The sequence below is a fragment of the Pseudalkalibacillus salsuginis genome, from assembly GCF_021646685.1.
Lineage (GTDB): Bacteria > Bacillota > Bacilli > Bacillales > Fictibacillaceae > Pseudalkalibacillus > Pseudalkalibacillus salsuginis.
Window position 1 is genome coordinate 72,305 of record NZ_JAKJHW010000007.1, and the last position, 23,756, is coordinate 96,060.

A 23,756-nucleotide genomic window follows, 5' to 3' on the forward strand; every position below is an offset into this window, starting at 1 on the left:
CCGATAGTATTGCGCATTAAGGGAGAGGTCTCCAATGATACGTAAGGCTTAGAAGGGGTAGAGGTAGGATCAATTACTTTTATGGTCATCACTTTATTAAATAAAAAAATGACTTGAAATTCCATTTAGGTGCATTTAGCGGAAACGACGAAAGTATGATTGTATATCTTCAGTTAACAAATTTGGGGTCTCCAAAGCGGCAAAATGACCACCACGGTCGAACTCGGTCCAGTGAACGATGTCGTACTGACGCTCAGCGAGATGCCGTATAGGGAGCACAATATCATATGGGAAAACTGCTACTCCCAAGGGTACAGAGCAAGGCAGAGGACCACGCTTGCCTATTGTATTTTCATAATATAGTCGGGCTGAAGAGCCTGCGGTCCTGGTGAGCCAATAGATCATAACGTTAGTAAGCAGATAATCGACTGCAACAGAGATTTTTGGATCTGTCCATTCGATGAACTTTTCTGCAATCCAAGCTAACTGGCCAATAGGTGAATCCGTAAGCGCATAGGAAAGTGTCTGCGGCTTTGTTGACTGAAGCACCATATAGCCAGCCGGAGTAGCTAAGTAACTCTTCATCTGTTCGATTCTAGCTTCATCCTTATTAGATATACTATTGAGTTCTCCAGTTGGAACAGTGGGTAAATAGTTTAAGTGTACACCACAGACGTGTTTAGAATCGACTGCACCTAAGTTACGAGAAATCGCTGAACCCCAATCACCACCTTGTGCTCCATACCTGTCATAGCCTAGCCGTCTCATCAACTCAGCCCAGGCAAGAGCAATTCGGTTTACATTCCAGCCTGATTCAAGAGTAGGACCAGAGAAACCATAGCCAGGGATCGATGGAATAACCAAATGAAAGGCATCGGTCGGATTACCACCATAGGCTTTCGGATTGGTAAGTGGTCCGATCACATCTAGAAACTCCACAATCGAGCCAGGCCACCCATGGGTTAGAATCAGTGGAAATGCGTCCTTTTCAGGGGAACGAACATGCAAAAAATGCACATTTGCACCATCAATCGTTGTGGTGAATTGAGGAAACTTATTCAACCGAGACTCATGCTTACGCCAGTCATATGAGGTACGCCAATACTCCGATATATCCCTCAAATAATCAATTGAAACACCATAGTCTCTATCTACGTTAGGTAGCTCATCAGGCCAACGGGTATGGGTTAGGCGAGCTTGTAAATCATCTAGCTCTTTTTGGGAGATTGCAATGCGAAACGGTCGGATGGTAGTATCATTATTATTGATATTACTCTTTCCAAATTCTTGTTTTGATGTACCCACCTTTTATCACTCCTATTATATAGTTTACTTATCAACTATTTAAAAAGCATAGCTCTTATTAGTTGATTACTCTTCTTGTTGCCGTTTAAATATAGAAATCATTCTCTTGGTTAATATGTACCAGAATGTTTCATTCGTCTCCTTTGGTTACAGCTAATGCATTCATAGACATTTGCTTAATCTTTTGTTTAAAGTCGTCCGCTTCTTCTGTTGTAAGGCCTGTTGAAATGATTTGGGTCCAATAACTTAGTTTGGTCTTAATAAAATCTCGCATTTCTAATCCTTTTACTGTCAACGTGACCAAATAGGCTCTACTGTCCATTGGATCACGGGTTCTGTGCAAATAACCAAGCTTTTCCAACCGACTGATTGCTCGTGTTGTTGCAGCTTTGTTAATGAAAAGATTGGCGGACAATTGCTCTTGAGAAATACCATCCCTTTCATACAGATTGACTAAAAAAATATATTCAGACGAGTTAATATCGTAATCTTTCAATTCCTTGTTTAGATAAATTTGAAATTGACGGTGCAGTATTGAAATCCACCTAGCAATACTTTCATTTTCTTTTTTCATCTACATACTCCTTTGCAGGTAATAAACTAATATACCCTATAAAAAGCATAGGGTATATTAGTTGACTAGTCAACTAAATCTCTTGCTCTACTCGACTAGGGGGAGCGTTTTAATGAAAACTTGGGCTTTGCCAAGCCTTGGCGAAGAGCTTATACTTCATTCGTAAACATTTCTGCTACGTCGGTTAGCTACATCCCTGAAAAGTTATATACTTTCTTAATGTATTAAAAAATCCACACCGGCATTAAACCGATGTGGACTGCTAAGTTTAGCCTACTTGTTCTGCAGTTTCCTTCTCTTTTTTAAGTTTCCTTTTGAAAATTCGTCTGAACCCTCTGCCAATATCGCTATACAACAAATAGACAGCTGGAATCAAGATGAGTGTAATCATCGTTGCAAACAATAAGCCGGAGATGACAACGATCGCAAGTGGTGCTTGATAACCGCCGGAAGCTCCTGTGGCGAACGCTAACGGAAGCATTGCGCCCGCTGTCGTCAATGTTGTCATGAAGATTGGACGCATCCGGTTTTTTCCAGCCTCGACAAGTGCATCGGACGAATTGTAGCCCGCATTCCTCAATTGTTTCGTACGATCGATTAACAGGATCGCATTGTTCAGCACGATCCCGATAAGCATGATGATTCCCATGCCTGACATCGTACTCAATTCGCTTTGCGTAATGAATAGGCCAAGGATGACTCCTACGACCGTCATCGGAATGACTGACATGACGACAAGCGGGTGCGCAAGGTTATTGAATTGGATTGCCATTACGACGTATACCAGGAAAATCGCAATCAGCAAAATCATGATCATTTCTTGAATCAGTTCCTGCTGCTGTTCTAGGTCACCAGCAGTATCAACTGTGTAACCTGATGAAGGATCATAAGAATCGATCACTTTTTGTACATCACGATTGATTGAACCGAGGTCACGTCCTTCGATATCCGCTTGGATCGTAACGAAGCGTTCTCCATCTACGTGGGAAATCTGATTCGGAACTTCCACGGTTTCAAGCTCAACATATTTTGAAAGCTTTTCCATTCCTCCAGGGGTCGAAATCTCCAAGTCCAAGAGGTCATCTTGAGTCGTCAACTTTTCATCGATTCCCAATTTAATTGGAATCATTTCACCCTCTGTCTTCATCTCGCCCACAGGCATATCCATCGATAATTGCTCGATCGACTGTTTGATTTGTTGCGTTGTCAAACCATCCTCTTTGATTGCATTTTCCTTCAAAACAACCTTTTGTTCCTGCGACTGGCGTTCGTTAGTACTCGTGACACCGACGATTCCATCGATATCCTTCAATTCTTCTTTCAAGTCTTCTGTAATCAATCGCAATCCTTCAAAGTCTTCCCCTTTTACATTGATCTGTACTGGAGAACCTGCACCCGCTGACGTAGTGCTATCCACACTTTTAATTGGACGTTCGTCGATCATCTCACGAAGGGTCCTTAGAATATCCTCATTAACATCCTTTTGTTCGCGAGTGACCTCATCGTCTTTCGTCATATTGATCGGGATATAGAACATGTTCCCATTATCGATCACATAATGACTATCCACATCCTGGACAGCAGATAATCGTTCATTGATATCCTCGACGATTTCTCTTCGATCATCAAGATCCACCCCTGGTTCAAGGTTGATGACAAGCTCGGCATATCGGTTGAAGATGTCGGGCATGATTGTCATCGGAATTTTCATGACTAAAAACAATGAGCTGACAAGCACAATGAAGAATAGACCGATCATACCAAACCGATTACGCTTTTTCTTGGCCATCCAGCCGACTGTTTTGCCATATCTTCTGACGATAAAGCTTTCTTTTTGATGCTCGCGCTTCATTTTCAACCGTAAAAAGTTCTCAGAAAGCGTCGGGATCAAGGTGAAAGCGATGATAACCGAACTGATCAATGTTGCTGATACAACAATGGATAAGATGATCATGAACTTGCCGACTTCTCCCCCCATCAAACCGACTGGAAGGAAAACCACGATCGTCGTCAGCATGGATGCGAATACAGCAGTCGCAACCTCTCTCGCACCTTCTAACACTGCCTGAACGTTCTCGTAGCCTTGTTCCTTCTTCCTATAAATTGATTCTAATATGACAATCGATGAATCAACCATCATTCCAATGCCCAACCCGAGTGCGATCAAACTGAGCATGTTGAAGCTGTAATCCAAAAGCCACATTGATAAGAATGTCAGTAACACGGATGTCGGTATCGACAATCCGATGATGATCGTCGCTCTAATGTTACGGAGGAACAAGAGAAGGATCGCCAATGCGACAATCGCCCCGATGATGATGTTGTCTGTCACACCATCGATGGAATCCTCCACATAATCGGATAAAGCGATGACTTCATTCATTTCAAATCCTTGGACGTGGCCTTCATCCCGAATAGCTTCAAGCTCTGCACGGATTGCTTCTGTCAACTCGATCTGTGTGATATCAGCGACACGCCCAATTTGTATGAACACAAATTCATTGGATCCTTCTTTCCAAACGGATGATGTATTCTCTATTGGTTGAAGCTTGATATCGGCGAATGTATCCAGTGGTTCAATACCATTCACTGTCGGTATCTGAAGATTTTCCAAATCCTTTACACTCGTAAAAGAAGTGTTCCACCGAAGTGTCGGCTGGTTCTCTTCTTCTGATAAGACACCGAGTGAAGCCTCCGTGTTTTCATTCTGGATGATTCCGATGATCTGTGATGGATCCAACTGGTATTCTAGTAATCGATCACGATCCAGTTCGATAAGGACTTCGTTCTCTTCCAGCCCCATGAGATCGACTTCACGAACTTCAGGTAGAGCTTCAAGACGAGGCTTGAGTGTCTCTATTGCAAACTTAGTCATCTCTTCCATGGACCCGTCGGAAAGGTCCATATAATATTCAAAGGGTTGATTGGTCGACATTTTATATGTAAGAAGATCTTCTACTCCAGTCAATTCCGGTTTCATCGAATTGATGGCTGATTCGACCTCGCGATACACTTCATCTCCTCGGCCACTTTCAAAAGTCAACTGAAGACTTGCCCGACCGATATTCGTTGTTGAATTGACTTCCTCCACTCCCTCGATCCCTGATAGCCGCTGTTCGACTGGAATCGTAATTAAACGTTCCACTTCAAAGGCATTCATTTCTCCAGCCATGACATCAATGAAAGCTCCATCAAAATCAACTGGCGGCATTAACTCTTTATCCAGTTTGATTGTTGCGAAGCTCCCAGTAATAAGGACAAACACAAATAACAATCCCACAATAATCTTGCGTTTCAGCAATAACTGCAATAATCTCATGTGATTTCCCCCAACCTTGCTTTTTTCAATTTTTTCCATATACACTACCCTATTGTAATACTTTTGCACTATCCATACAACAATATGTAGTATATTTACGGAAAAATTGAGATATTCTTCAATGTTTCTTAATGTTGGTAGAAAAGTAATTTTCACATAAAGAAAACTCGGGCTTTGCCAAGCCTTTAGCGCAGGCTGAGCCTTAGTTGCGCTTATATTGAAGAAAATATTTTATACTTTCTTTAAATGCAAAAAAAGCAGGGGGTTCCCTGCTTAATCGATTACAGTTTTCTATTTTACCATCACTTGCTTCAGATGGTTGTTGTCGGGATTGTTTTTGATAATCGCTTCCATTTTTGGAGCTGTTGCAGTCCCTTTTGTGATTGGAGTTGTTCTTTTGCGATATTGATCCCTTCCAGGATGTTCGGAGCAGCCCCAAATAAATGATAACGGACACCTGTGTTGAAGAGGAGTTGTTTATAATAGTAGCTCAGATAGCCTGACCTTTCGCCACTCAATAAAGCGTTGATGATGTCTGCTTGTTCCTCAGGGGTCAATTTATCCTTCTCTGGAAGTTCCTCAAATAAACCGTAATCCTTAGGATTAACGATGAATGAATCAAGAGCCCCTTCTTTGATCGTATAAATGAAACTATTTCTATAGACAGGTAGATCCTCAGAGCCTTCTACTCCTTGGACAATAAACACTCGTTTGAAGGACATTCCATTGAATACAGGCGCTATTTTTATGATGGCGGTACGATGGTAGGCTCCCATCATAAGCGAATGCGCTGACGATAAATTCAATAGTTTTTCGACGGTGTTCATCAATGTCCTGACGCCGATTTCCTCACGGATAGATCGTAACATTACGAGCGGGGAGCAAAACCGATCGGTCCTTGCAAATCCGATATTAGTCGATCCAACTATCCTGGAAAGCGATTCGTTATCATGATCTGTTTCGATACCTAACTCTTCTACTATTTCCCTGAGTGAAATTCCATACTTCGGAGGCAAGGAATCCGTTCCATGAAGGAAAGATGGCAAATTGTTTGCAGCAAGCAGAATTGAGCAGGGGATCGTTACAGCGAATGAATTTCGTCCAGTATAAGGTCCTGCAAAATCAATCACTTTTTCACTGATTGAATCTTGTAACCTCAGCTTCTCTGTCCGTTCCTGATAGGTATCGATAAATGCCAGAAGTTCATCTGCCGTTTCTGTTTTTAATCGTTGTGATACGAAATAAGCAGCAATTTGTGCATCAGTTGCTTTACCATCTACCAATAAACGAGCTGCCTCTCTCGTTTCTTCATATGTGAGATCCCTTGATCCTCTTTTTCCTCTTGCCACTTCCTTGATCCATTGTTGCATGATATTCCCCTTTCCATAAACAAAGTCAACTTGAAACCATCCATACATCCTTTTGCTGCAATGTCTCTACTACTCTATTAATCAGAACCTCTTTCAAATGTGGATGGAATCCTAAAACATCACATAAGAAAATGGTCTTTTCGGATGAGACCCCATCAATCAACATTTTCATTTCTTTTGTCAACACCCCTGGAAACAGCAAATAAGGGATGATGATAATTGTATCTCCTTCCTGATCGAGAGTTTCATAGAGTAATTCCTTGAAGCCAGGTTCTGCTGCAGCTAGAAAACATGGTTTGACATCTCGATAGTTCGACCTATTATGGAAAAGGCGGGCGACTTCTGTAAAGGTCGATTTTATATCTGGATCACTACTCCCGCGACCAACGATCAAGACCGCTGTTGATTCCTTACGATCCATCGTTTTTTCATTAACCCTTTCAAGTAAAATATCTATGATTCTTTCTTCAAGACCGACCACTTTTCCAAAAGATACTGAAACGTTCGGATTCCTTTTTTTCAATCCTTCGAGTTTTTTCGGAATATCGTTTTTGACATGGCTCGCTGCGAATAAAAAGACAGGCACCACAGCTACTTCAGTCGCCCCTCTTTCAATACAACGTTCAAAACCCATTTCGATTGTGGGTTCAGCTAATTCCAAAAAACTGATCTCCTGGATCCGGATAGGGATACTTCCCTGAATCTCCCCAATCAAATCCATAGCTTGCTTGCAGCTTACCTGCATTCTGCTGCCATGGCAAACGTAGAGAACGGATTTCATACTGTCTCACCGACTACCGACAAACGATCCTCTTGCAACTCACAATCTTGGAACCAGGCAATCTGTTTCCTTAATTCAACAACCTCACCGATTATGATCATACTGGGGTTTTCAACCTTTTTGGCACTTGCGATCCCTACGATCGTCCTAAGCGTTCCTGTCACAGTCCGCTGTTCAGAGGTCGTCCCCCAATGGATCAATGCGACTGGTGTATCGTGATCTTTCCCATGCTTGAGCAAGGAGTCACAAATATACGGAAGATTTTTCACGCCCATGTATATGACCAATGTATCCACTCCGCTTACCAGGTTCCCCCAATTTTCATCATCGGGTTTCCCTTTTGAACGATGACCTGTAATAACCGCAAAAGAGCTGCTGACTTCCCGGTGGGTAACCGGAATACCAGCATATGCCGGTGCTGCGATTCCTGCGGTTATGCCAGGTACAATTTCAAATGAGACGCCATTCTTTGCAAGTGCTTCAGCCTCTTCTGCCCCTCTTCCGTAAACAAACGGATCTCCGCCCTTCAAACGGGTCACCACTTTACCCTGCTTCGCATATTTGACCAAAAGATAGTTGATTGTCTCTTGTTCGATCAAATGGTGATTCGGCAGCTTACCGCAATAAACAAGTGTTGCATTTGACTTCGCATTATCCAATAAGCGCTTGTTCACGAGCCTGTCATACAAAATGACATCCGCCTTTTGGATACATTTCAGTGCCTTGACCGTTATTAAATCAGGATCTCCCGGACCTGCTCCTACCAGATATACCTTTCCCATTTACTACACTCCTTTTGGCTCTCATCCACTTTACATACTTGTCACAGGTGATCTGTTTTCTACCTTTTCCAAGTAGACCTTTCTTCAACTTGCATGTAAAGAAAGACCTGTAAACAAATTACCACCGACAATGTTGCAGGCCAAAACGATTTCCAAAGGTTTATGGATTCAAGATAATGAAGACCTCATCTCGATCAACTTCAACCTCGAACGTCTTTACACAACCTGTGTCTGGTGCTTGGACATTTCCATCTGACACATTGATTTTCCAATCATGCATTGGACAAAAAACATGCTCGCCGCTGATTATTCCTTCCGCAAGTACACCGCCCTTATGCGGACAGCGGTTTTCAATTGCCCGAATTTCCCCATTGCCTAAATGGAATAGTGCAATTTCATATGGACCGACACTGACTGTTTTCCCAAGGTTTCTAGGCAATTCGCTTAAAGTAGCAATCCTTATCCGTTCTACCACTTTTTCCATGCTGGTTCTCTCCATTCATTTAATTTGTTATTTGCTGGCACCGAGACCAAATGGGACACTCCTTCTGGACTTCTAACACCATTAAGGACTTCCTACCATGAATCCGTAAAATGGCTAATTCCTTACTAATAACCGATTACTTCGATGGTTATATCACAATGAAATGACCGTTTCTTTGAATTTCTTCTACACATCGGATTCCTGCCACACCGTTGCCGTTGGTATATCATGTCCCCCGATCGATTGTAGAAATTAAATAGATGCTTTTGATTATAGGACAGTATGGATATACGCTACAATGAATATGTAAGAAAATCTGACATGTTCTGTTCAATTTCCTACTTTTCACCTAGTGATTTAATGTGAAAAAGTTACTTTCCCCTAAAGACCCGAGTAGGAAAGTAACTTTTTATGCCATGCTTTATAACATGATTCTCATTTCATGAAGTTGGACGTATTTCTCGTTTCAGTTTATCAAGAAATTTTTCCCGTTGTTGCTTTGATTCGAAAAAAACAGGCTGTACAGCTTCCTGTAATCGTTTTTTCTTAGCTTCTTCTTGTAAAGCACTGTCTTTTAGTATCATTCTACACTCATATAAAAAGTTCAAGTATTCTTCATAGGAGTCATCAAATTGTTCTTCCAGTTGTTTCCTTAATTGTTTTGCTAATGTCGGACTTGCTCCTCCAGTCGATATGCTTATTACAAGTTTCCCTCGATTGACAGAAGCCGGGAGGATACTGTTTCCAAGCTCTGGTTTTTCGGCGTTCACGACTAGATGTATCGCTGTTCTGGAAATATATTCATTAACCGGGCTCGAATTGGTCGCTGCGATGACTAAAAAGGCATCTTGATAATCTTCATACTCCACTTCCTTCTCATAAAGTGTTACTTTCTCTTGCTCGGCTAACTGACGGATCCCATCAATAAATGCAGGACTGACGACATGGACATGGATGCCGAAGCGAAGCAAACCCTTGATTTTTTGTAAAGCGGCTTTACCTCCGCCTGCTACAACCACTTTATAATTTGGTAAATCAACCATGATCGGGAACACCGGTCCACTTCCTTTTCTATATATTTTAGAAAATTTCATTCATTATAACACCATAATCCAGATTTCGAAGGTTGATAACTATTCATAGGAAAATATAGCCTCCTCATTCACTTCTTATCATACATCCAATCTTCTTTTGTCAATTTCATATTAATAGAATCTATCCATTCTCCCTCAAACTCTAAATCATTTTTATCGACACTATCCACCACAAACCCAACTTTTTCATATATCTTCTTTGCTCTGGGATTGAAAGCAAAAACACTCAAAGTTAGCTGGCTTAAGTTAGTATTTTTAAAAACATAATCAACCATTAGTCGAGTTGCTTCTGTTCCTAACCCTCGATTTCTACCCAGCGGACCAATTAGTATTCTAAAATTCATGCTTTCGTTTTTTTCATCATATAAATTGACCACAACTTCGCCAACTAAAATACTTTGGAACTTATCAATAATGGCAAGATCCAATCGATCTGCTTGTGCATTCCTTGTACTATACCAGTCGTAGACCTTTTCTCTATCGTATTCAGGCGTGCTCCCTGTATATTTAAGAACTACAGGATCCTTTAAACATTCTTCTATTCTCGGAAAATCTTCATCTATTTTAAAAGGTCTCAGCATCGCTTTTTCTCCAATAATTATCGGCTTTTTACTCAGATTCACCATTTATCTCACTCCATTACTCCAGAAATGAAAATCCCCAGGAAAAGCTGAAAACCCTATCAATCTTCACCTCACGTCGGGGTGGAAGCATTTGAGGTTATTTTCAGTTCTTCCCTCGATCGTTAGGATATTATCCAAACAATCAAAAAAAATTAGTAGTAAGCATTGAAAGGAATATTGATGTAAACACTACTCCCCCTTCTTCAACAAGCACTGGCCAATTCTTCGATAGAGAAACCGACCAATTTATGTAGAAATCGGTCTTTTTTATAAGGTTCTGTTAAATTTTAATGTTGATAAATGAATATTAGTCGACAAGAGAAAAGCTTGACATTTCCTCCATAGATTAGTAGTGTTATAAAAAAATATTTCTTATCCAGAGAGGTGGAGGGACTGGCCCTTTGAAGCCTCAGCAACAGGTCTGAATCGACACTGTGCTAATTCCAGCGGGTGATTAAACCCTGATAGATGAGAGTTTCTTTTATTTGTCGGTAAACGCACTCGTATCAGAGTGCGTTTTTTGTTTGCTCACCGCACTATTAACAGGAGGATGTTCACATGGAAAATCAATTTCAACGACAAATGAAAACGCGCCACCTTGTAATGCTCGCACTTGGCGGCGTGATCGGAACCGGGCTGTTCTTAAGCTCCGGATACACGATCCACCAGGCGGGCCCATTTGGAACAATTATTGCATATTTAATCGGGGCACTCGTCGTCTATCTCGTCATGCTCTGTCTCGGTGAGTTGTCCGTAAATATGCCGGAAACAGGCGCTTTTCACACTTACGCAGCTACCTATATCGGTCCAGGAACAGGCTATACGGTTGCATGGTTGTACTGGCTGACGTGGACCGTTGCGTTAGGCTCAGAGTTTACAGCAGCAGGACTGCTCATGCAACGATGGTTTCCATCCATCAATGTATGGATCTGGAGTGCTTTATTTGCCACACTCATTTTCGTGCTCAACGCACTTACGGTTAAGTTTTTCGCAGAATCCGAATTTTGGTTTTCTTCTATAAAAGTCTTCGCAATTGTTCTCTTTATTTTGATTGGGGCTGCCGCCATATTCGGGTTCATTCCGCTCGCTCATTCTGAGCCGGCTCCATTCCTATCGAATTTTACTAGTGCAGGATTGCTGCCGAATGGGGCGTTCGCGATACTGATGACGATGCTAGCCGTAAACTTTGCTTTCTCTGGCACCGAGCTAATTGGAATTGCCGCAGGGGAGACCGTTGACCCTGCGAATACGATTCCAAAAGCGATCCGTACGACGCTCGTGAGACTGATTTTGTTTTTTGTCGGAACGATTGTTGTATTGTCTGCGCTGCTTCCGAGTGAAACAGCAGGGGTAGTGGAAAGTCCCTTTGTGGCCGTTCTGGACCGAATCGGCATTCCATATGCGGCAGATCTTATGAATTTTGTCATTTTAACCGCGATCTTATCCGCAGCCAACTCTGGTTTATATGCATCATCGCGGATGCTTTGGTCGCTTGCGGATAAAGAAACGATCTTACCGGTATTCGCCAAGTTGACAAGAAGAGGCGTGCCGCTGATTGCGATGGCTTTTAGCATGCTTGGCGGAGGACTTGCCTTGCTCTCAAGCATTGTTGCACCGGATACGGTCTACATAGTTCTAGTATCGATCTCAGGCTTGGCTGTCGTGGTCGTCTGGATGAGCATTAGTGTCTCCCAATTCTTGTTCCGTCGAAAGTTTTTATGTGAAGGGAATCGAGCGGAAGATTTAGGATACAGAGCCCCGCTTTATCCGATAGTTCCGATTGTATCGTTTATTTTGTGTCTCGCCGCTTGTGTTGGGATCGCCTTTGATCCGACACAGAGAATTGCACTCTATTGTGGTGTCCCGTTTATTGCGCTTTGCTATGGAAGCTATTATCTGACTCAACATTTAAAGAAAAGAGGAATCGAATATGCCGAACCAAACCAATCAAAAGCCCAATCTAATTGAAGCTATTTTGCGTAAGCAATCGGTGCTAGTGCTTGATGGAGCACTAGCGACAGAGCTTGAGTCTTATGGATGTGATCTGAACGATCCGCTGTGGTCCGCTCAAGTATTGATAGAAAAACCGGAAGCGATTAAGCGGGTGCATGCCGAGTATTTCCGTGCAGGAGCGGATTGTGCGATCACAGCAAGCTATCAGGCGACGATCAAGGGATTCGCTGAACGCGGACTTTCTGAGAGAGAGTCGGTAGAGCTCATTCAAAAAACCGTTACCCTCGCAAAAGAAGCCCGTGATGAAGTGTGGCAGGAAGATCAAACTCGTGTGAAGCCGCTCGTTGCTGCATCGGTCGGTCCATATGGGGCGTATCTTGCGGACGGATCAGAATACGGCGGCAATTACGGGGTAACGGAAGAAACGCTACTCACGTTCCACCGTCCTCGTGTGGAGGCACTCGTTGAAGCCGGTGCGGACCTTCTAGCTTTTGAAACGATCCCCTCTTTTCAGGAAGCAAAAGTGCTTGCTTCTCTTTTAGAAGAATTTCCTGATACATCCGCGTGGCTTTCATTTTCTTTAAAAGACGGCGGAGCAATTAGCGATGGTACAGGTCTTCCCGAAGTGGCCGATGAATTCGAGTTCCAGTCGCAAATAGTAGCGATCGGGGTCAACTGCGCTCCCGTGGACGCGGCTACAGAAGCCGTGAAACTCTTCAGTAAAAACACCTTAAAGCCGATCATCGTCTATCCGAACTCTGGGGAAACCTATGACCCCAAAACAAAAACATGGCATGGAGAAGGAGACTGTGAAAGCTTTGACACTCAATCGGAAGCCTTGTACAAAGCAGGCGCCCGCCTCATCGGCGGCTGTTGCCGGACTACGCCTGAATATATAAAGGCACTTGCTCATAAGTGGAAATAATAGAAGAGTGGATGAGGTTTCCGGATAGTTTTTGAAAAAATAAGACCCACTCTTAGATGTGAACTGTATCCCGAATAATGGACACTTGCAAAAAAGTCTCCTATTAGCTGGTATATGAGTTAATAGGAGTTTTCAGCAAATTGTTCTTCTGAAATCACTCGTAATCCGTTCCTTCTTAATAAAGCAGAAGTGATCCCCTGTCCAACAATTTTCTTACCAATAAATTCACCATTATAAATCATTGAACTGCCACAGGAAGGACTATTTTCCTTGAGAACAACTATTGTTGCATTTATTTCTTTTGCTTTTTCTAAGGTAGCATAAGCTCCTTTTAAATAAAGCTCCGTTACATCTTGCCCCGATTTCTCAATTACATTAGCTTTGCCATCCAAAACATCGTCTCCATCCCCACCTACTATTTCAGCAGGTTCCCTTGGGGTTGAAAATCCACCAAGTAATTCAGGGCAGATCGTGACAGCTTTATTCTCATCAACTAATTTACCTATCTTTTCATCTAAACTATGAGTACCGTTATACCTTACTTCTAAGCCTGCTAAACAGGAACTTACTAATATCATAAACTGCACCCCTTCAATAAAATTCCATTAGTTGAAAAGCATACAAGTACTTTTCCTGATTATACCATCCATACTACTCCACTTCAGTAACTAGTAGTTGTTTTTAAAATTAAGTCTCTTACAAGAAATCACTCGTTTATTTTATTATCCTTATTTTACCACATAAAAAGATCGTAACTAGGAAAGGCTTGTAAGAGTCCAATGTCATTTACTTAACAAATACCTTAAATTAACCTGATATAAAAAACAATATGCCCTGTGTCAATTCACAGGACATATTGATCTTAATTTCTTGATGAATTTTTCAGCGTCTTTTTCTCCTAGTTTTGTCAGGGCTGATCCGATTCCCAATGCATCTGCCCCATTATTCAGGAACGCCTCACCATTATTCTCATTTACCCCGCCTGTCGCCATAAAGGAAAGGTTTGAGAATGGCCCGCTTAATTGTTTGATATAGCCAGGGCCTAAAGAAGACGCCGGGAAAATTTTGATCATATCTGCTCCAGAGGAATGCGCTTCGTTTATCTCAGTCGGTGTCATCGCGCCAGGAATGCTGTATAAACCTTTCTCTTTCGTAGCCTGGATCACCTTTCGATCGACATGGGGCGAAATGATGAACTCGGCCCCAGACTCCTGTGCGAGCTTGACCTCATTCGTGTTTGTGACCGTTCCTGCGCCAAGAACGAGCTCATCTCCATACTCCTTCTTCAATGAATAGATGGAGTCCAGTGCCACGGGGCTATCTAGGGTAACTTCCATGATATTCAATCCATGTTTGAGTAGAAGGTCGATCATCTGCCTCAACTCATCTTGAGGCACCTTCCGAAAAATGACGACAATTTTATCTCTCTTCATTTTATCAATTGTAAACATGTTGGATTCCTACCTTTGCACATCGCTCGTATTTTCCGTAAAACTCAACAGCTCGTTCCTTGAAGGTAACCCCTCACAATCACCTTTTACCATGGTCACCATAGAACCGACCAAGTTGGCTCTTTTGACAGAGTTATGGAGTGTAAGTCCATCGAGCAGACCAGAGATGAAGCCGGTTGCGAAACCATCTCCTGCTCCGACAGGATCTTTGACATGATCATTTGGATAACCGCTGACTTCTGAAGATTCCTCCTTCGTATGATAGGAAGCACCTTCAGCGCCTTTTTTTAAGATCACCGCTTCAACACCATGACCCAATAGTTCCTCAATGGTGCCTGCCACATTCCCATCCGGGAAAAGAGCATGCAACTCCTCTGTTCCTGGAAGGAAATAATCCGAATATTTGATCAGCTCTTTCATGATTGGAATGTAATCAGCCTCGTCCCATAATTTCTTCCGTAGGTTCGGGTCAAAAATGATCTTCACCCCATGTTCCTTCGCCACCTTGACTGCATGAAGGATGGTTTGATGGCAACTATTGCTGAGAGCCGGTGTAATTCCAGTTATATGAAGGTATTTCGCTTTCTTAATCATCTCTTCATCAACATCACCAGGTTTCATCTTGCTGGCTGCCGATTGTTTACGGTAATAATGGATAAGGGTTTGATTGAACGTCCCTTTTTCTTTAAAGTAGATTCCGGTCGGAGCGGTAGAATCGAACGTCACCCGGCTTACGTCGACTCCTTCTCCGCGTACATAAGCATGGATATAACGGCCGAAAGGGTCATCACCAAGTCTGCTGACCCATGCTACAGAATGACCGAGTTTGCTCAATCCAATGGCTACATTCGATTCCGCACCCCCGATCCTTTTATGGAATGCGTTCGTATATTGGATGGACCCATCGTCAAATGGTTCGAACAAAACCATCGTTTCACCGATTGTTATGATATCCAAAGCCTCCACCCGCCTTTCATACTATTTGTCCATCACCATTCTGCTATACTTCCATCCTTATGACGCCAGACAGGATTTTTCCAATCATGACTGCCTTCTGATCTTTTACGTACATATTCTTCATTTATTTCAATACCTAGCCCGGGACCATCCGGTATTTTGACATAACCATCCACATAATCGAATACAGTCCGATCATCCATATAATCAAGAAGATCATTTTCTTTGTTGTAATGGATCCCGAGGCTTTGTTCTTGGATAAAGGCATTATGGCATGTAGCATCAACCTGAAGACAAGAAGCCAATGCAATCGGACCTAAAGGGCAATGCGGGGCAAGGGCTATGTCGAACGCTTCAGCCATCCCTGCAATTTTTTTCGTCTCGGTGATCCCACCTGCATGGGATAAGTCAGGCTGTATGATATCGACAATCCCGTCAGCCAGGAGAGATTTGAAATCCCATCTAGAAAACATCCTTTCCCCAGTTGCGATCGGAATCGAAGTATATTTCGCCACTTCTTTCAATGCTTCATTGTTTTCCGGGAGGACAGGCTCCTCTATAAACATGGGACGATAAGGTTCCAACTCCTTCACAAGAACCTTGGCCATCGGTTTATGGACTCTTCCATGGAAGTCGATCCCGACCCCCACTTCATCTCCGACTGCTTCTCTTACAGCAGCAACCCTTGCCACAGCTTCATCGATCTTTGTGTAGGAATCGATGTATTGGAGTTCTTCCGTCCCATTCATTTTGATAGCTGTAAATCCGGAGGAAACAGCTTTTTTCGCCGCTTCCCCTACATCAGAAGGTCTGTCGCCTCCGATCCATGTATAGACACGGATCGTATCCCTGCACAGTCCTCCCATCAACTGATGGACAGGGGCATGATGATACTTTCCTTTAATATCCCACAAAGCCTGGTCGATTCCTGATAGTGCACTCATCAGGATCGGGCCGCCTCTATAAAAGCCTGATCGGTATAACATGTTCCAATGATCCTCAATACGAAGCGGATTCTTTCCAATCAATCCATCCATCAGTTCTTCCACACCAGTTTTGACTGTCCTTGCCTTTCCCTCCACGATCGGTTCGCCCCAGCCAACGATGCCTTCATCAGTTACTATTTTTAAAAACAACCAACGGGGAGGTACTTGGAATAGTTCATAGCTTTCTATTTTCATAGAGAATCCCTCGTTTCATCCATTTGATCTACACCTTTGGTCTGCTTGCCTTTGTTGGGAGATTATCCGCTCCCTGAAGGATATCGTTTAATATCTTTTTCTTACTTTCCCTTAATGATCTTGAGGGAGGAAAGACATGTGTTGAGATTTCTATTCCACTTTGTTTCATCGCTTCCTTGATGACATTCGCGAAAGGGGTATCTAGATTGTAAATTTGCGGAATGGATACTAATCGTTGATGATGTTCGATCACTTGTCTAAAGTCCTGATTATTGAATGCTTCCAATAATCCGAGAGCCAAGTGCGGTGCAAAATTCCCACTTGCACATATCCCCCCATCCCCACCTGCTGCCAACGTCGGCAACAGATGGTCATCATATCCGCAAAAGACCGAAAATTCCGGGTGTTCATTTTTCACCTTCAACAAGACTTCTCTTATATGACCGATCGACTCCACCGTGTCCTTGATCCCTGATATCGTCGGAATCGTCTCAACCAGCTTCTTGATAAGATCAGGATTCAAGTCTTGCCCGGTGAACGCCGGAAAATTATAGAGAAGCAATGGAAGCCCGACCACATTTCCGATGGATTCATAATGATAGAGAAGGTGTTCTTCACTTAAAGGGGTATAATAAGGGTTGATGACAATGATTCCTTCCGCACCGATGGACTCACTGTGACGACTCAACTGAATCGCTTCACGTGTATTCGTGCTTCCCGTACCTATGATCACAGGTACACGTCCATTTACATGCTCAACCGCAATTTCTGCAACCTTTTTCCGCTCTTCCAAGCTTAATTGTGTAAATTCTCCAAGAGTACCGAGGAACAACAATCCGTTGACACCTTCATCGATAAGATGGTCGATGACAACCTTCGCACCATCCGTGTCAATCTGATAATCTTCATTGACGATTGTCGGTACAGGCGGGATTAATCCGTGAAATAGCGTCATTTCTATTACACTCCTATCCTATTCAAACGATTTTTGTGACTGTTAAAGAGATATTTTAGGGACTTACCCGCTGGTTGGGTTTCAACTCTTTCCTTATAGAAGAATTTGCAATTTTCCTAATTTCACAGTCTCGACGATTACTTCATCGAAACCAAAGTTTTGTGTTTTCTTATCTTAAAAAGGGTTGACAGTAAGCCAACCCTCTTCATTTATATGGTTACGGTTTAATGAATACTGTTTTGATAGATGTGAAGAACTCTTTTGCAGCTTGTCCTTGTTCACGGGAGTGAGAGCTCGACTGCTTCATCCCGCCGAATGGTGCTTGCAGTTCGACCCCAGCTGTTTCGGCATTGACACGGACAAGCCCCGCCTCGATTTCATCAACAAAGGTAAGGATATTACTGATATTTTCTGTGTAGATCGAAGCACTCAAACCAAACTTGACGTCGTTCGCCAGTTCAAACGCCTCTTCTAATGTATCTGCCTTGATCAAAGCAAGGACTGGACCAAAAATCTCCTCCTGTCCGATGACCATTTTTGAATCAACATTATCGAATATGGTCGGTTCTACAAAATATCCATTCTCCAATCCATCTGGCCGTTTTCCGCCGAAAATCAGTTTTGCGCCTTCTTCTTTTCCTTTTTGAATGTATGAGAGGACGGTGTTCAGTTGAGACTCGCTCACACTAGGGCCCATCCATGTCCCTTCTGCACTTCCATCTCCCACTTTCAATTTTCCAACTTCTTTCAGCAATTTTTCTTTGAATTCATCGTATATTTCGGATTGAACGATCACTCTGCTAGTAGCTGTACATTTCTGCCCCGTAGAACGTAAGCCGCCACTGATCGTCCCTTCCACAGCAAGGTCCAGGTTGGCATCTTTTGCAACAATGACAGGATTCTTTCCGCCCATTTCCAGCTGGAATTTCGCTCCTCTTTCCACAGCACCTTCTGCCACACGCTTTCCGGTCTCATTTGATCCTGTGAACGTCAGCCCTTTCACATCTGGATGATCGATGATCCGCTGCCCTACAACAGATCCCTTACCATTTACAACATTGACCACTCCTTTTGGAAAACCGGCTTCATGGAAGCATTCCATCACTTTTGTCGTAGTGACAGCCGTCTCCTGTGCAGGTTTGAGGACAACCGTATTCCCATAGATTAAGGCAGGAGCTGTTTTCCATATAGGAATTGCTGCTGGAAAGTTCCAAGGAGTAATGATCCCTACAACTCCAAGTGGAACACGTGTAGTGTACATCAAAGCATCGGGATCTGTAGAAGGGATGACATCCCCTACGCTTTTCATCCCTTCTCCTGCATAATAGCGGAGAATAGCCACTCCTCTAGCGGTCTCGCCTTTGGCTTCAGGGAAAGTCTTACCCATTTCCTTTGTCATCGTTTCAGCGATTTCATCGATTCTGCTTTCAAGAATGTTCGCTGCTCGATACAAGTAATCACCGCGTTGGGCGCCAGTCAGCTTTTTCCACCCCTTGCTGGACCGTTTGGCAGCCTCGACTGCCTGATTGACATCCGCCTCAGATGAGAGCTGGTATGTTCCGACTACCTCTGCCGTGTTTGCCGGATTGTAGCTCTTCTCCGTCTTGTTCGTCTTAGCACTCACCCATTCACCATCGATATAGTTCAGATAATCCTTAACGATTGTTTCTGTCGCCATTTCAACCATCCTTTCTATTCATTGAAACATTGACTCTGTTAAAGTTCCTTGCTGATATATGCACCTTTACGATTTAGTAATGCCAATCATTAAAATGTAGGTCCGATTCTCCAAATACCGAAATCATGCTGCTTCAATATTTCCGATTTGGTCTTCTTTCCAGCACATGTCTGTGTGATTTCCTCCATGATACGCTGTCCAACTTCATCGACTGTTTCTTTTCCCTCTATGATCGTGCCGGCATTCAGATCAACATTCTCAGCCATACGTTCGTACATCATCGTATTTGTCGATATCTTGATGACTGGTGCAATCGGAGAGCCGGTAGGTGTCCCACGTCCGCTTGTAAACAGGACGATCTGCGCTCCGCCTGCCACCATCCCCGTCAATTGTTCGATGTCATGACCAGGAGTATCCATCCAGACAAGCCCTTTTTTCGTTGGCTGTTCTGCATAATTGACTAACTCTTGCAAGGCACGGGTTCCTGCCTTGGTTGCGGCACCGAGCGATTTTTCCTCCAATGTCGATAAACCGCCTTTCACATTCCCAGGACTTGGGTTTCCTGTCCGGATATCCACACCCATCCGAATTGCTCTGTTCTCCATCGCCTGGATCACTTCATAAACACGTTTTGATACCTGATCATTTACTGCCCTCTCAGCAAGCAGATGTTCCGCCCCGATCAATTCTGTCGTTTCCGCAAGGATCGCCGTACCACCGCGATCGACAATTTTATCACTTACAGCTCCGACTGCCGGATTGGCTGATAACCCTGAACATGCATCAGATCCCCCGCATTCAGTCCCTATGATCAACTCACTGAAATCAAACGTGACTTTCGGTTCCATGGATGCTTCCTGTACCATTTTAACTGCGGCTTTTGCACCTTCGGCTATCGCTGTAAGTGTCCCGCCGTGATCCTGGATCGATATGACTTCGACTGGTTTTCCGCTTTCCCGGATATCATCAGCCACGCTTCTTGCTTGGTGTGTTTCACATCCTAAACCTAAGACGACTACACCATAGACATTCGGATTTTTACCCATTCCAGCGTAAGTACGGAAGGTTTGTTCATAATCCACCCCGACCTGGGCACAGCCATGCTGATGGATGAATGTGACGGTCCCATCCACTAGTTCGGTAATCCGTTGCGCAGCCTGTGTCGCGCAAGTGATCGTGGGTAAAATAAGGACGTGATTACGTATTCCTATACGGCCATCTGGGCGTCTATAGCCCATGAGTTGCTTGTTTTCGGCCAAACTTATCACCTCTTCCTCTCTTTCCTTCTACGTTATGGATATGGACATGTTCACCGATATCGATGTCATTGGAGGCAACACCGATTACTTCACCATATTTCTTGACATCTTGACCTTGCTGAATTCTTTTAACAGCGAATTTATGCCCGAATTCGATGTCATCCTTCAATTCGATCGAGACAATTTCTCCATGGAGCCCTAAGGCGACAATCGATTCTTTCTTCAAAGGCACCAGCGCTACTGCTACGTTATCAATCGGTTTCATAATTAATGCTTGCCCGTTCATTCGTACATTCCTCCCCGAACAAGTTAAGAGACTATGGTTTGACTTTCGACCTGGCTTTTGACAGGATTTCTCAACAAGCCGATGCCGGGAATTTCAATTTCGACCCGATCCCCATCATTCAAGGTGAATTCATTTGGCGGGACGATACATGTACCTGTCAACAGTACTGTCCCAGGGAACACGACATTGTCTTTCATAAGATAATCGGTCAATTCTTTTAATTTGCGTTTCAGTTGACTAACCTTTGCTGAATCCTCAAAAACCAGGTTTTCATTACGATAGATCCGACAGTTGATTTCGAATTCATACGGATCTTTCACTGTCTCGGCCAAACGGATCGAAGGGCCGATCGCGCAGGAATTCTTCCAAATTTTCGCCTGTGGTAAATACAATGGATTCTCTCCTTCAATATCCCTGCAGCTCATGTCATTTCCGACGGTATATGCCAGAATGGATCCATCAGAATCAAGGACTAAGCCCAGCTCCGGTTCCGGGATCTGCCAATCAGAATCGCTGCGCAAATAGACCGGTTCATCCGTCCCAATCGTCCTATCCACAGTTGATTTGAAGAAAATCTCCGGTCGATCGGCATCATAAACCTTATCGTAAAACGTATCTGCATCCAGCTTTCCACCTGTAGCCTCATAATTTCTCGCTTCCTTGGAACGCATATACGTAACGCCGGATGCCCAAACTTCCTTTGCTTCAATCGGGACCAACAGGCTAAGTTCCGTTACATTGCGGTTCAGAGGTTCCCCTTTAGATAGAATGGGATGGATAAGCTCAAGGGGACTTTTTTGTCGTTTCTTCGATTCCTCGACAAGTTCCAAAAAACAGCGATATGGCAATCTGTAAACCTTATCTTCATCTGTTATAGCACCTAAAGTCGGTGTATTTTGATCATTTATAAAGCGGATGATTCTCATGATAGCCCTCCATTTGTTTTATATTATCAAACGTAGTTCTCAAATATAGGCATGTGAAGGGCACGTTCTTCCCTTCCGCCTAAATGAATACCTGCTGGCAGCCCATTTTTCTAGATACCTCTTCGCCAACCTGTTTCAATCGGCTTACCACATTTTCCAATTCGACCTTTGCCCGGGGAGCAGGCATAGATAGACTGATTGCAGCTACGACTTCCCGATTATAATCCCATACAGGAACAGCGACACAAAACACGCCTGGTTCATTTTCTTCGTTGTCGATCGCATAGCCCCTCTCCTTCACTTGAAGAAGCTCTTCCCTGAAATCTTCCTCATTGGTGATCGTATTCGGTGTTTGCTTAATATATTGATAATCCTTCAATAGTCCATTAATCTCGAATTCCTTCTTAAAAGCGACCAACGCTTTACCCACTCCGCTGGAATGAAGGGGAATACGTTTGCCGATTCGGGAGTACACGATCGTTGCTGATGTACCAGCAACCTTGTCGATATAAACCCCCTCCTGGCCGCTCAAAACAACTAAATGAAGGGTATGTCCGGTTTCGGCAGAAAGGTCCTGTAGATATTTCTTGGCGATCGTCCTGATATCGAGACTGTTGATCACCAGATTTCCTCTTTCGAACAGTTTCAAGCCAAGTTTGTATTTCCCCGTTTCCAGATCTTGTTCAATGTAATGATTGACTTGAAGCGTTTTCAATAATGAATGGACTGTACTCTTATTCAAGTTCAATTGGCTGCTGATTTCTGTGATCTTCAACTCTGTTGTCTGCTCATCAAATAGATTGAGGATTTTCAGAGCCCTCTCGACAGATTGGATAATTGGCATTCGTTTCATTCCTTTATACAAGTTATATAGTTCTATCATACCACGTTCAATGCCAATTAAAGCACTGCTTTATCCATTTCCCTCGGAATAGCCAATCCTTCTGTCGTTCCCTTTTTCGATGCAACCAGTTCAGGATTGTACCGCGCAATCAGGGCCAACCCCAATTTCGCTCTCCGTACACGTTCTTTTGATAACTTGATAGAGGTCTCTTCAAGGTGGGTCCCTGACGGATAGATATTAGGCGCATTCCTTAAACCGAATTTGATATAAACAGGGGCAGCCACCCTTATAATCTCAGGGATTTCATAATGTCTGATGAAGCCCCCGATATCATCTGGTACTTCCACATAAATATCCAGCGGAAGATCGACTGCTTGGCGGATCGCTGCCAAACGAGCCAGTGTAAGATCGGTCGGAACATTATAAGTCCCTGCACCGTGGCTCTCCATCAAACGGATCGACACGGGATTCGAATGGGCCATCTGGACGGAAATTTTGACCAGTAAATCCTCAGGTAATTCACCTTTTTTCTTAAACTCGTTGACCAGCCATAACAACCCTTCATCTGCTACAAGGATACTTCGGATTCCAGCCTTACAGGCACGTTTGATATCTTCGATGGAATACACCAGCTGATCCATCCCCTCAACACGGAGCCCCGTGACCTGTCCTCCACTTGCCCGTTGCATAGCTGTGATGTCCCATGAGCCCCTTGGGCCGACGAATAGACTGACTTCAAGCTTTTCTTCCCTGCCGATCTCAGCCATTTCCTCGAGTTCATCATCTGTCAATAACATGATCCCGCTTCCTTGTGAAATCCTATGGACTTCCACATCATATTCCTCGCATGCTTTCATTACTGCTTTAAAAGATCGTGGTCCTTCGACACTTGGAATTTCCACCCGATATTGGGCTCCATCCGGAAACCGTTTGGTGGAAGTAGGAAGATGATTACAATCTGTACTTGGAAATCCTAATTCCTCTATGATTCGCCTTGTTTCCTTCACAA

At 43.5% G+C, this 23,756-nt stretch carries 22 protein-coding genes and 1 riboswitch; of the genes, 2 read left to right on the top strand and 20 right to left on the bottom strand.

Going from position 1 to position 23,756, the window contains the following annotated elements; translation table 11 throughout:
- Positions 1-135: 135 nt before the first annotated feature.
- The 9 genes from L1611_RS16440 to L1611_RS16480 form a co-directional block, all read right to left on the bottom strand.
- Complete coding sequence (locus tag L1611_RS16440) at positions 136-1,305, bottom strand: epoxide hydrolase family protein (RefSeq protein WP_236314806.1); 1,170 nt, start codon at positions 1,303-1,305, stop codon at positions 136-138.
- A 130-nt stretch (positions 1,306-1,435) separates the two neighbouring features.
- A complete protein-coding gene (locus L1611_RS16445; protein WP_236314807.1) occupies positions 1,436-1,879 on the bottom strand; it encodes a MarR family winged helix-turn-helix transcriptional regulator in 444 nt (147 codons plus the stop codon).
- 268 nt (positions 1,880-2,147) lie between these two features.
- The gene (locus L1611_RS16450; protein ID WP_236314808.1) at positions 2,148-5,198 is read right to left on the bottom strand and encodes an efflux RND transporter permease subunit; all 3,051 of its coding nucleotides are present in this window, start codon (positions 5,196-5,198) and stop codon (positions 2,148-2,150) included.
- 311 nt (positions 5,199-5,509) lie between these two features.
- Complete coding sequence (locus L1611_RS16455; protein WP_236314809.1) at positions 5,510-6,568, bottom strand: anthranilate phosphoribosyltransferase; 1,059 nt, start codon at positions 6,566-6,568, stop codon at positions 5,510-5,512.
- A 25-nt stretch (positions 6,569-6,593) separates the two neighbouring features.
- Positions 6,594-7,349: a sirohydrochlorin chelatase gene (locus tag L1611_RS16460; protein WP_236314810.1), complete on the bottom strand. Its 756-nt coding sequence runs from the start codon at positions 7,347-7,349 to the stop codon at positions 6,594-6,596.
- The gene (gene cobA, locus L1611_RS16465; protein ID WP_236314811.1) at positions 7,346-8,131 is read right to left on the bottom strand and encodes a uroporphyrinogen-III C-methyltransferase; all 786 of its coding nucleotides are present in this window, start codon (positions 8,129-8,131) and stop codon (positions 7,346-7,348) included. Before cobA ends, L1611_RS16460 begins: the two co-directional genes overlap by 4 nt.
- A gap of 160 nt (positions 8,132-8,291) precedes the next feature.
- The gene (nirD, locus tag L1611_RS16470) at positions 8,292-8,615 is read right to left on the bottom strand and encodes a nitrite reductase small subunit NirD (RefSeq protein ID WP_236314812.1); all 324 of its coding nucleotides are present in this window, start codon (positions 8,613-8,615) and stop codon (positions 8,292-8,294) included.
- Between the two features lie 440 nt (positions 8,616-9,055).
- Positions 9,056-9,709, bottom strand: a complete 654-nt coding sequence (locus L1611_RS16475; RefSeq protein WP_236314813.1) for an NAD(P)-dependent oxidoreductase — start codon at positions 9,707-9,709, stop codon at positions 9,056-9,058.
- Between the two features lie 68 nt (positions 9,710-9,777).
- Positions 9,778-10,335, bottom strand: a complete 558-nt coding sequence (locus L1611_RS16480; protein ID WP_236314814.1) for a GNAT family N-acetyltransferase — start codon at positions 10,333-10,335, stop codon at positions 9,778-9,780.
- A 366-nt stretch (positions 10,336-10,701) separates the two neighbouring features.
- Positions 10,702-10,807: riboswitch (SAM riboswitch) on the top strand.
- Between the two features lie 83 nt (positions 10,808-10,890).
- On the opposite strand from L1611_RS16480, the gene mmuP reads away from it, so the two are divergent.
- Positions 10,891-12,300 carry an S-methylmethionine permease gene (gene mmuP, locus L1611_RS16485; RefSeq protein WP_236314815.1) on the top strand — a complete coding sequence of 470 codons (1,410 nt, stop codon included), beginning with the start codon at positions 10,891-10,893 and terminating at the stop codon, positions 12,298-12,300.
- Entirely contained in the window at positions 12,263-13,210 is a 948-nt protein-coding gene (mmuM, locus tag L1611_RS16490) for a homocysteine S-methyltransferase (RefSeq protein WP_236314816.1), read from the top strand. Before mmuP ends, mmuM begins: the two co-directional genes overlap by 38 nt.
- Before the next feature lie 119 nt (positions 13,211-13,329).
- On the opposite strand, the gene L1611_RS16495 is transcribed toward mmuM, so the two are convergent.
- From L1611_RS16495 to L1611_RS16545, 11 genes are all read right to left on the bottom strand, one after another.
- A complete protein-coding gene (locus tag L1611_RS16495; protein ID WP_236314817.1) occupies positions 13,330-13,788 on the bottom strand; it encodes a 2-thiouracil desulfurase family protein in 459 nt (152 codons plus the stop codon).
- A gap of 261 nt (positions 13,789-14,049) precedes the next feature.
- The gene (locus L1611_RS16500; RefSeq protein ID WP_236314818.1) at positions 14,050-14,661 is read right to left on the bottom strand and encodes a bifunctional 4-hydroxy-2-oxoglutarate aldolase/2-dehydro-3-deoxy-phosphogluconate aldolase; all 612 of its coding nucleotides are present in this window, start codon (positions 14,659-14,661) and stop codon (positions 14,050-14,052) included.
- Between the two features lie 9 nt (positions 14,662-14,670).
- Entirely contained in the window at positions 14,671-15,618 is a 948-nt protein-coding gene (locus L1611_RS16505; protein WP_236314819.1) for a sugar kinase, read from the bottom strand.
- A 32-nt stretch (positions 15,619-15,650) separates the two neighbouring features.
- A complete protein-coding gene (dgoD, locus tag L1611_RS16510; RefSeq protein ID WP_236314820.1) occupies positions 15,651-16,799 on the bottom strand; it encodes a galactonate dehydratase in 1,149 nt (382 codons plus the stop codon).
- Between the two features lie 28 nt (positions 16,800-16,827).
- Complete coding sequence (locus L1611_RS16515) at positions 16,828-17,754, bottom strand: dihydrodipicolinate synthase family protein (protein ID WP_236314821.1); 927 nt, start codon at positions 17,752-17,754, stop codon at positions 16,828-16,830.
- A gap of 217 nt (positions 17,755-17,971) precedes the next feature.
- Complete coding sequence (gucD, locus tag L1611_RS16520) at positions 17,972-19,432, bottom strand: alpha-ketoglutaric semialdehyde dehydrogenase GucD (protein ID WP_236314822.1); 1,461 nt, start codon at positions 19,430-19,432, stop codon at positions 17,972-17,974.
- 89 nt (positions 19,433-19,521) lie between these two features.
- Entirely contained in the window at positions 19,522-20,670 is a 1,149-nt protein-coding gene (locus L1611_RS16525; RefSeq protein WP_236314956.1) for a UxaA family hydrolase, read from the bottom strand.
- Entirely contained in the window at positions 20,660-20,977 is a 318-nt protein-coding gene (locus L1611_RS16530; protein ID WP_236314823.1) for a UxaA family hydrolase, read from the bottom strand. The genes L1611_RS16525 and L1611_RS16530 overlap by 11 nt, the downstream gene beginning before the upstream one ends.
- A 23-nt stretch (positions 20,978-21,000) precedes the next feature.
- Entirely contained in the window at positions 21,001-21,903 is a 903-nt protein-coding gene (locus tag L1611_RS16535) for a fumarylacetoacetate hydrolase family protein (protein ID WP_236314824.1), read from the bottom strand.
- Positions 21,904-21,982: 79 nt separating this feature from the next.
- Positions 21,983-22,747: an IclR family transcriptional regulator gene (locus tag L1611_RS16540; protein WP_236314825.1), complete on the bottom strand. Its 765-nt coding sequence runs from the start codon at positions 22,745-22,747 to the stop codon at positions 21,983-21,985.
- 56 nt (positions 22,748-22,803) lie between these two features.
- Entirely contained in the window at positions 22,804-23,754 is a 951-nt protein-coding gene (locus L1611_RS16545) for a U32 family peptidase (RefSeq protein WP_236314826.1), read from the bottom strand.
- Between the last annotated feature and the right edge of the window lie 2 nt (positions 23,755-23,756).

What these genes read in the sequence shown, in the direction of transcription:
- L1611_RS16515 (WP_236314821.1), bottom strand. Translation starts at nt 17,754, where the DNA reads ATGACGCTATTTCACGGATTAATCCCGCCTGTACCGACAATCGTCAAT.
- L1611_RS16535 (WP_236314824.1), bottom strand. Translation starts at nt 21,903, where the DNA reads ATGAGAATCATCCGCTTTATAAATGATCAAAATACACCGACTTTAGGT.
- L1611_RS16455 (WP_236314809.1), bottom strand. Translation starts at nt 6,568, where the DNA reads ATGCAACAATGGATCAAGGAAGTGGCAAGAGGAAAAAGAGGATCAAGG.
- L1611_RS16460 (WP_236314810.1), bottom strand. Translation starts at nt 7,349, where the DNA reads ATGAAATCCGTTCTCTACGTTTGCCATGGCAGCAGAATGCAGGTAAGC.
- dgoD (WP_236314820.1), bottom strand. Translation starts at nt 16,799, where the DNA reads ATGAAAATAGAAAGCTATGAACTATTCCAAGTACCTCCCCGTTGGTTG.
- mmuM (WP_236314816.1), top strand. Translation starts at nt 12,263, where the DNA reads ATGCCGAACCAAACCAATCAAAAGCCCAATCTAATTGAAGCTATTTTG.
- L1611_RS16480 (WP_236314814.1), bottom strand. Translation starts at nt 10,335, where the DNA reads ATGGTGAATCTGAGTAAAAAGCCGATAATTATTGGAGAAAAAGCGATG.
- L1611_RS16530 (WP_236314823.1), bottom strand. Translation starts at nt 20,977, where the DNA reads ATGAACGGGCAAGCATTAATTATGAAACCGATTGATAACGTAGCAGTA.
- mmuP (WP_236314815.1), top strand. Translation starts at nt 10,891, where the DNA reads ATGGAAAATCAATTTCAACGACAAATGAAAACGCGCCACCTTGTAATG.
- nirD (WP_236314812.1), bottom strand. Translation starts at nt 8,615, where the DNA reads ATGGAAAAAGTGGTAGAACGGATAAGGATTGCTACTTTAAGCGAATTG.
- cobA (WP_236314811.1), bottom strand. Translation starts at nt 8,131, where the DNA reads ATGGGAAAGGTATATCTGGTAGGAGCAGGTCCGGGAGATCCTGATTTA.
- L1611_RS16525 (WP_236314956.1), bottom strand. Translation starts at nt 20,670, where the DNA reads ATGGGCTATAGACGCCCAGATGGCCGTATAGGAATACGTAATCACGTC.
- L1611_RS16475 (WP_236314813.1), bottom strand. Translation starts at nt 9,709, where the DNA reads ATGAAATTTTCTAAAATATATAGAAAAGGAAGTGGACCGGTGTTCCCG.
- L1611_RS16540 (WP_236314825.1), bottom strand. Translation starts at nt 22,747, where the DNA reads ATGCCAATTATCCAATCTGTCGAGAGGGCTCTGAAAATCCTCAATCTA.
- L1611_RS16445 (WP_236314807.1), bottom strand. Translation starts at nt 1,879, where the DNA reads ATGAAAAAAGAAAATGAAAGTATTGCTAGGTGGATTTCAATACTGCAC.
- L1611_RS16500 (WP_236314818.1), bottom strand. Translation starts at nt 14,661, where the DNA reads ATGTTTACAATTGATAAAATGAAGAGAGATAAAATTGTCGTCATTTTT.
- L1611_RS16495 (WP_236314817.1), bottom strand. Translation starts at nt 13,788, where the DNA reads ATGATATTAGTAAGTTCCTGTTTAGCAGGCTTAGAAGTAAGGTATAAC.
- gucD (WP_236314822.1), bottom strand. Translation starts at nt 19,432, where the DNA reads ATGGCGACAGAAACAATCGTTAAGGATTATCTGAACTATATCGATGGT.
- L1611_RS16450 (WP_236314808.1), bottom strand. Translation starts at nt 5,198, where the DNA reads ATGAGATTATTGCAGTTATTGCTGAAACGCAAGATTATTGTGGGATTG.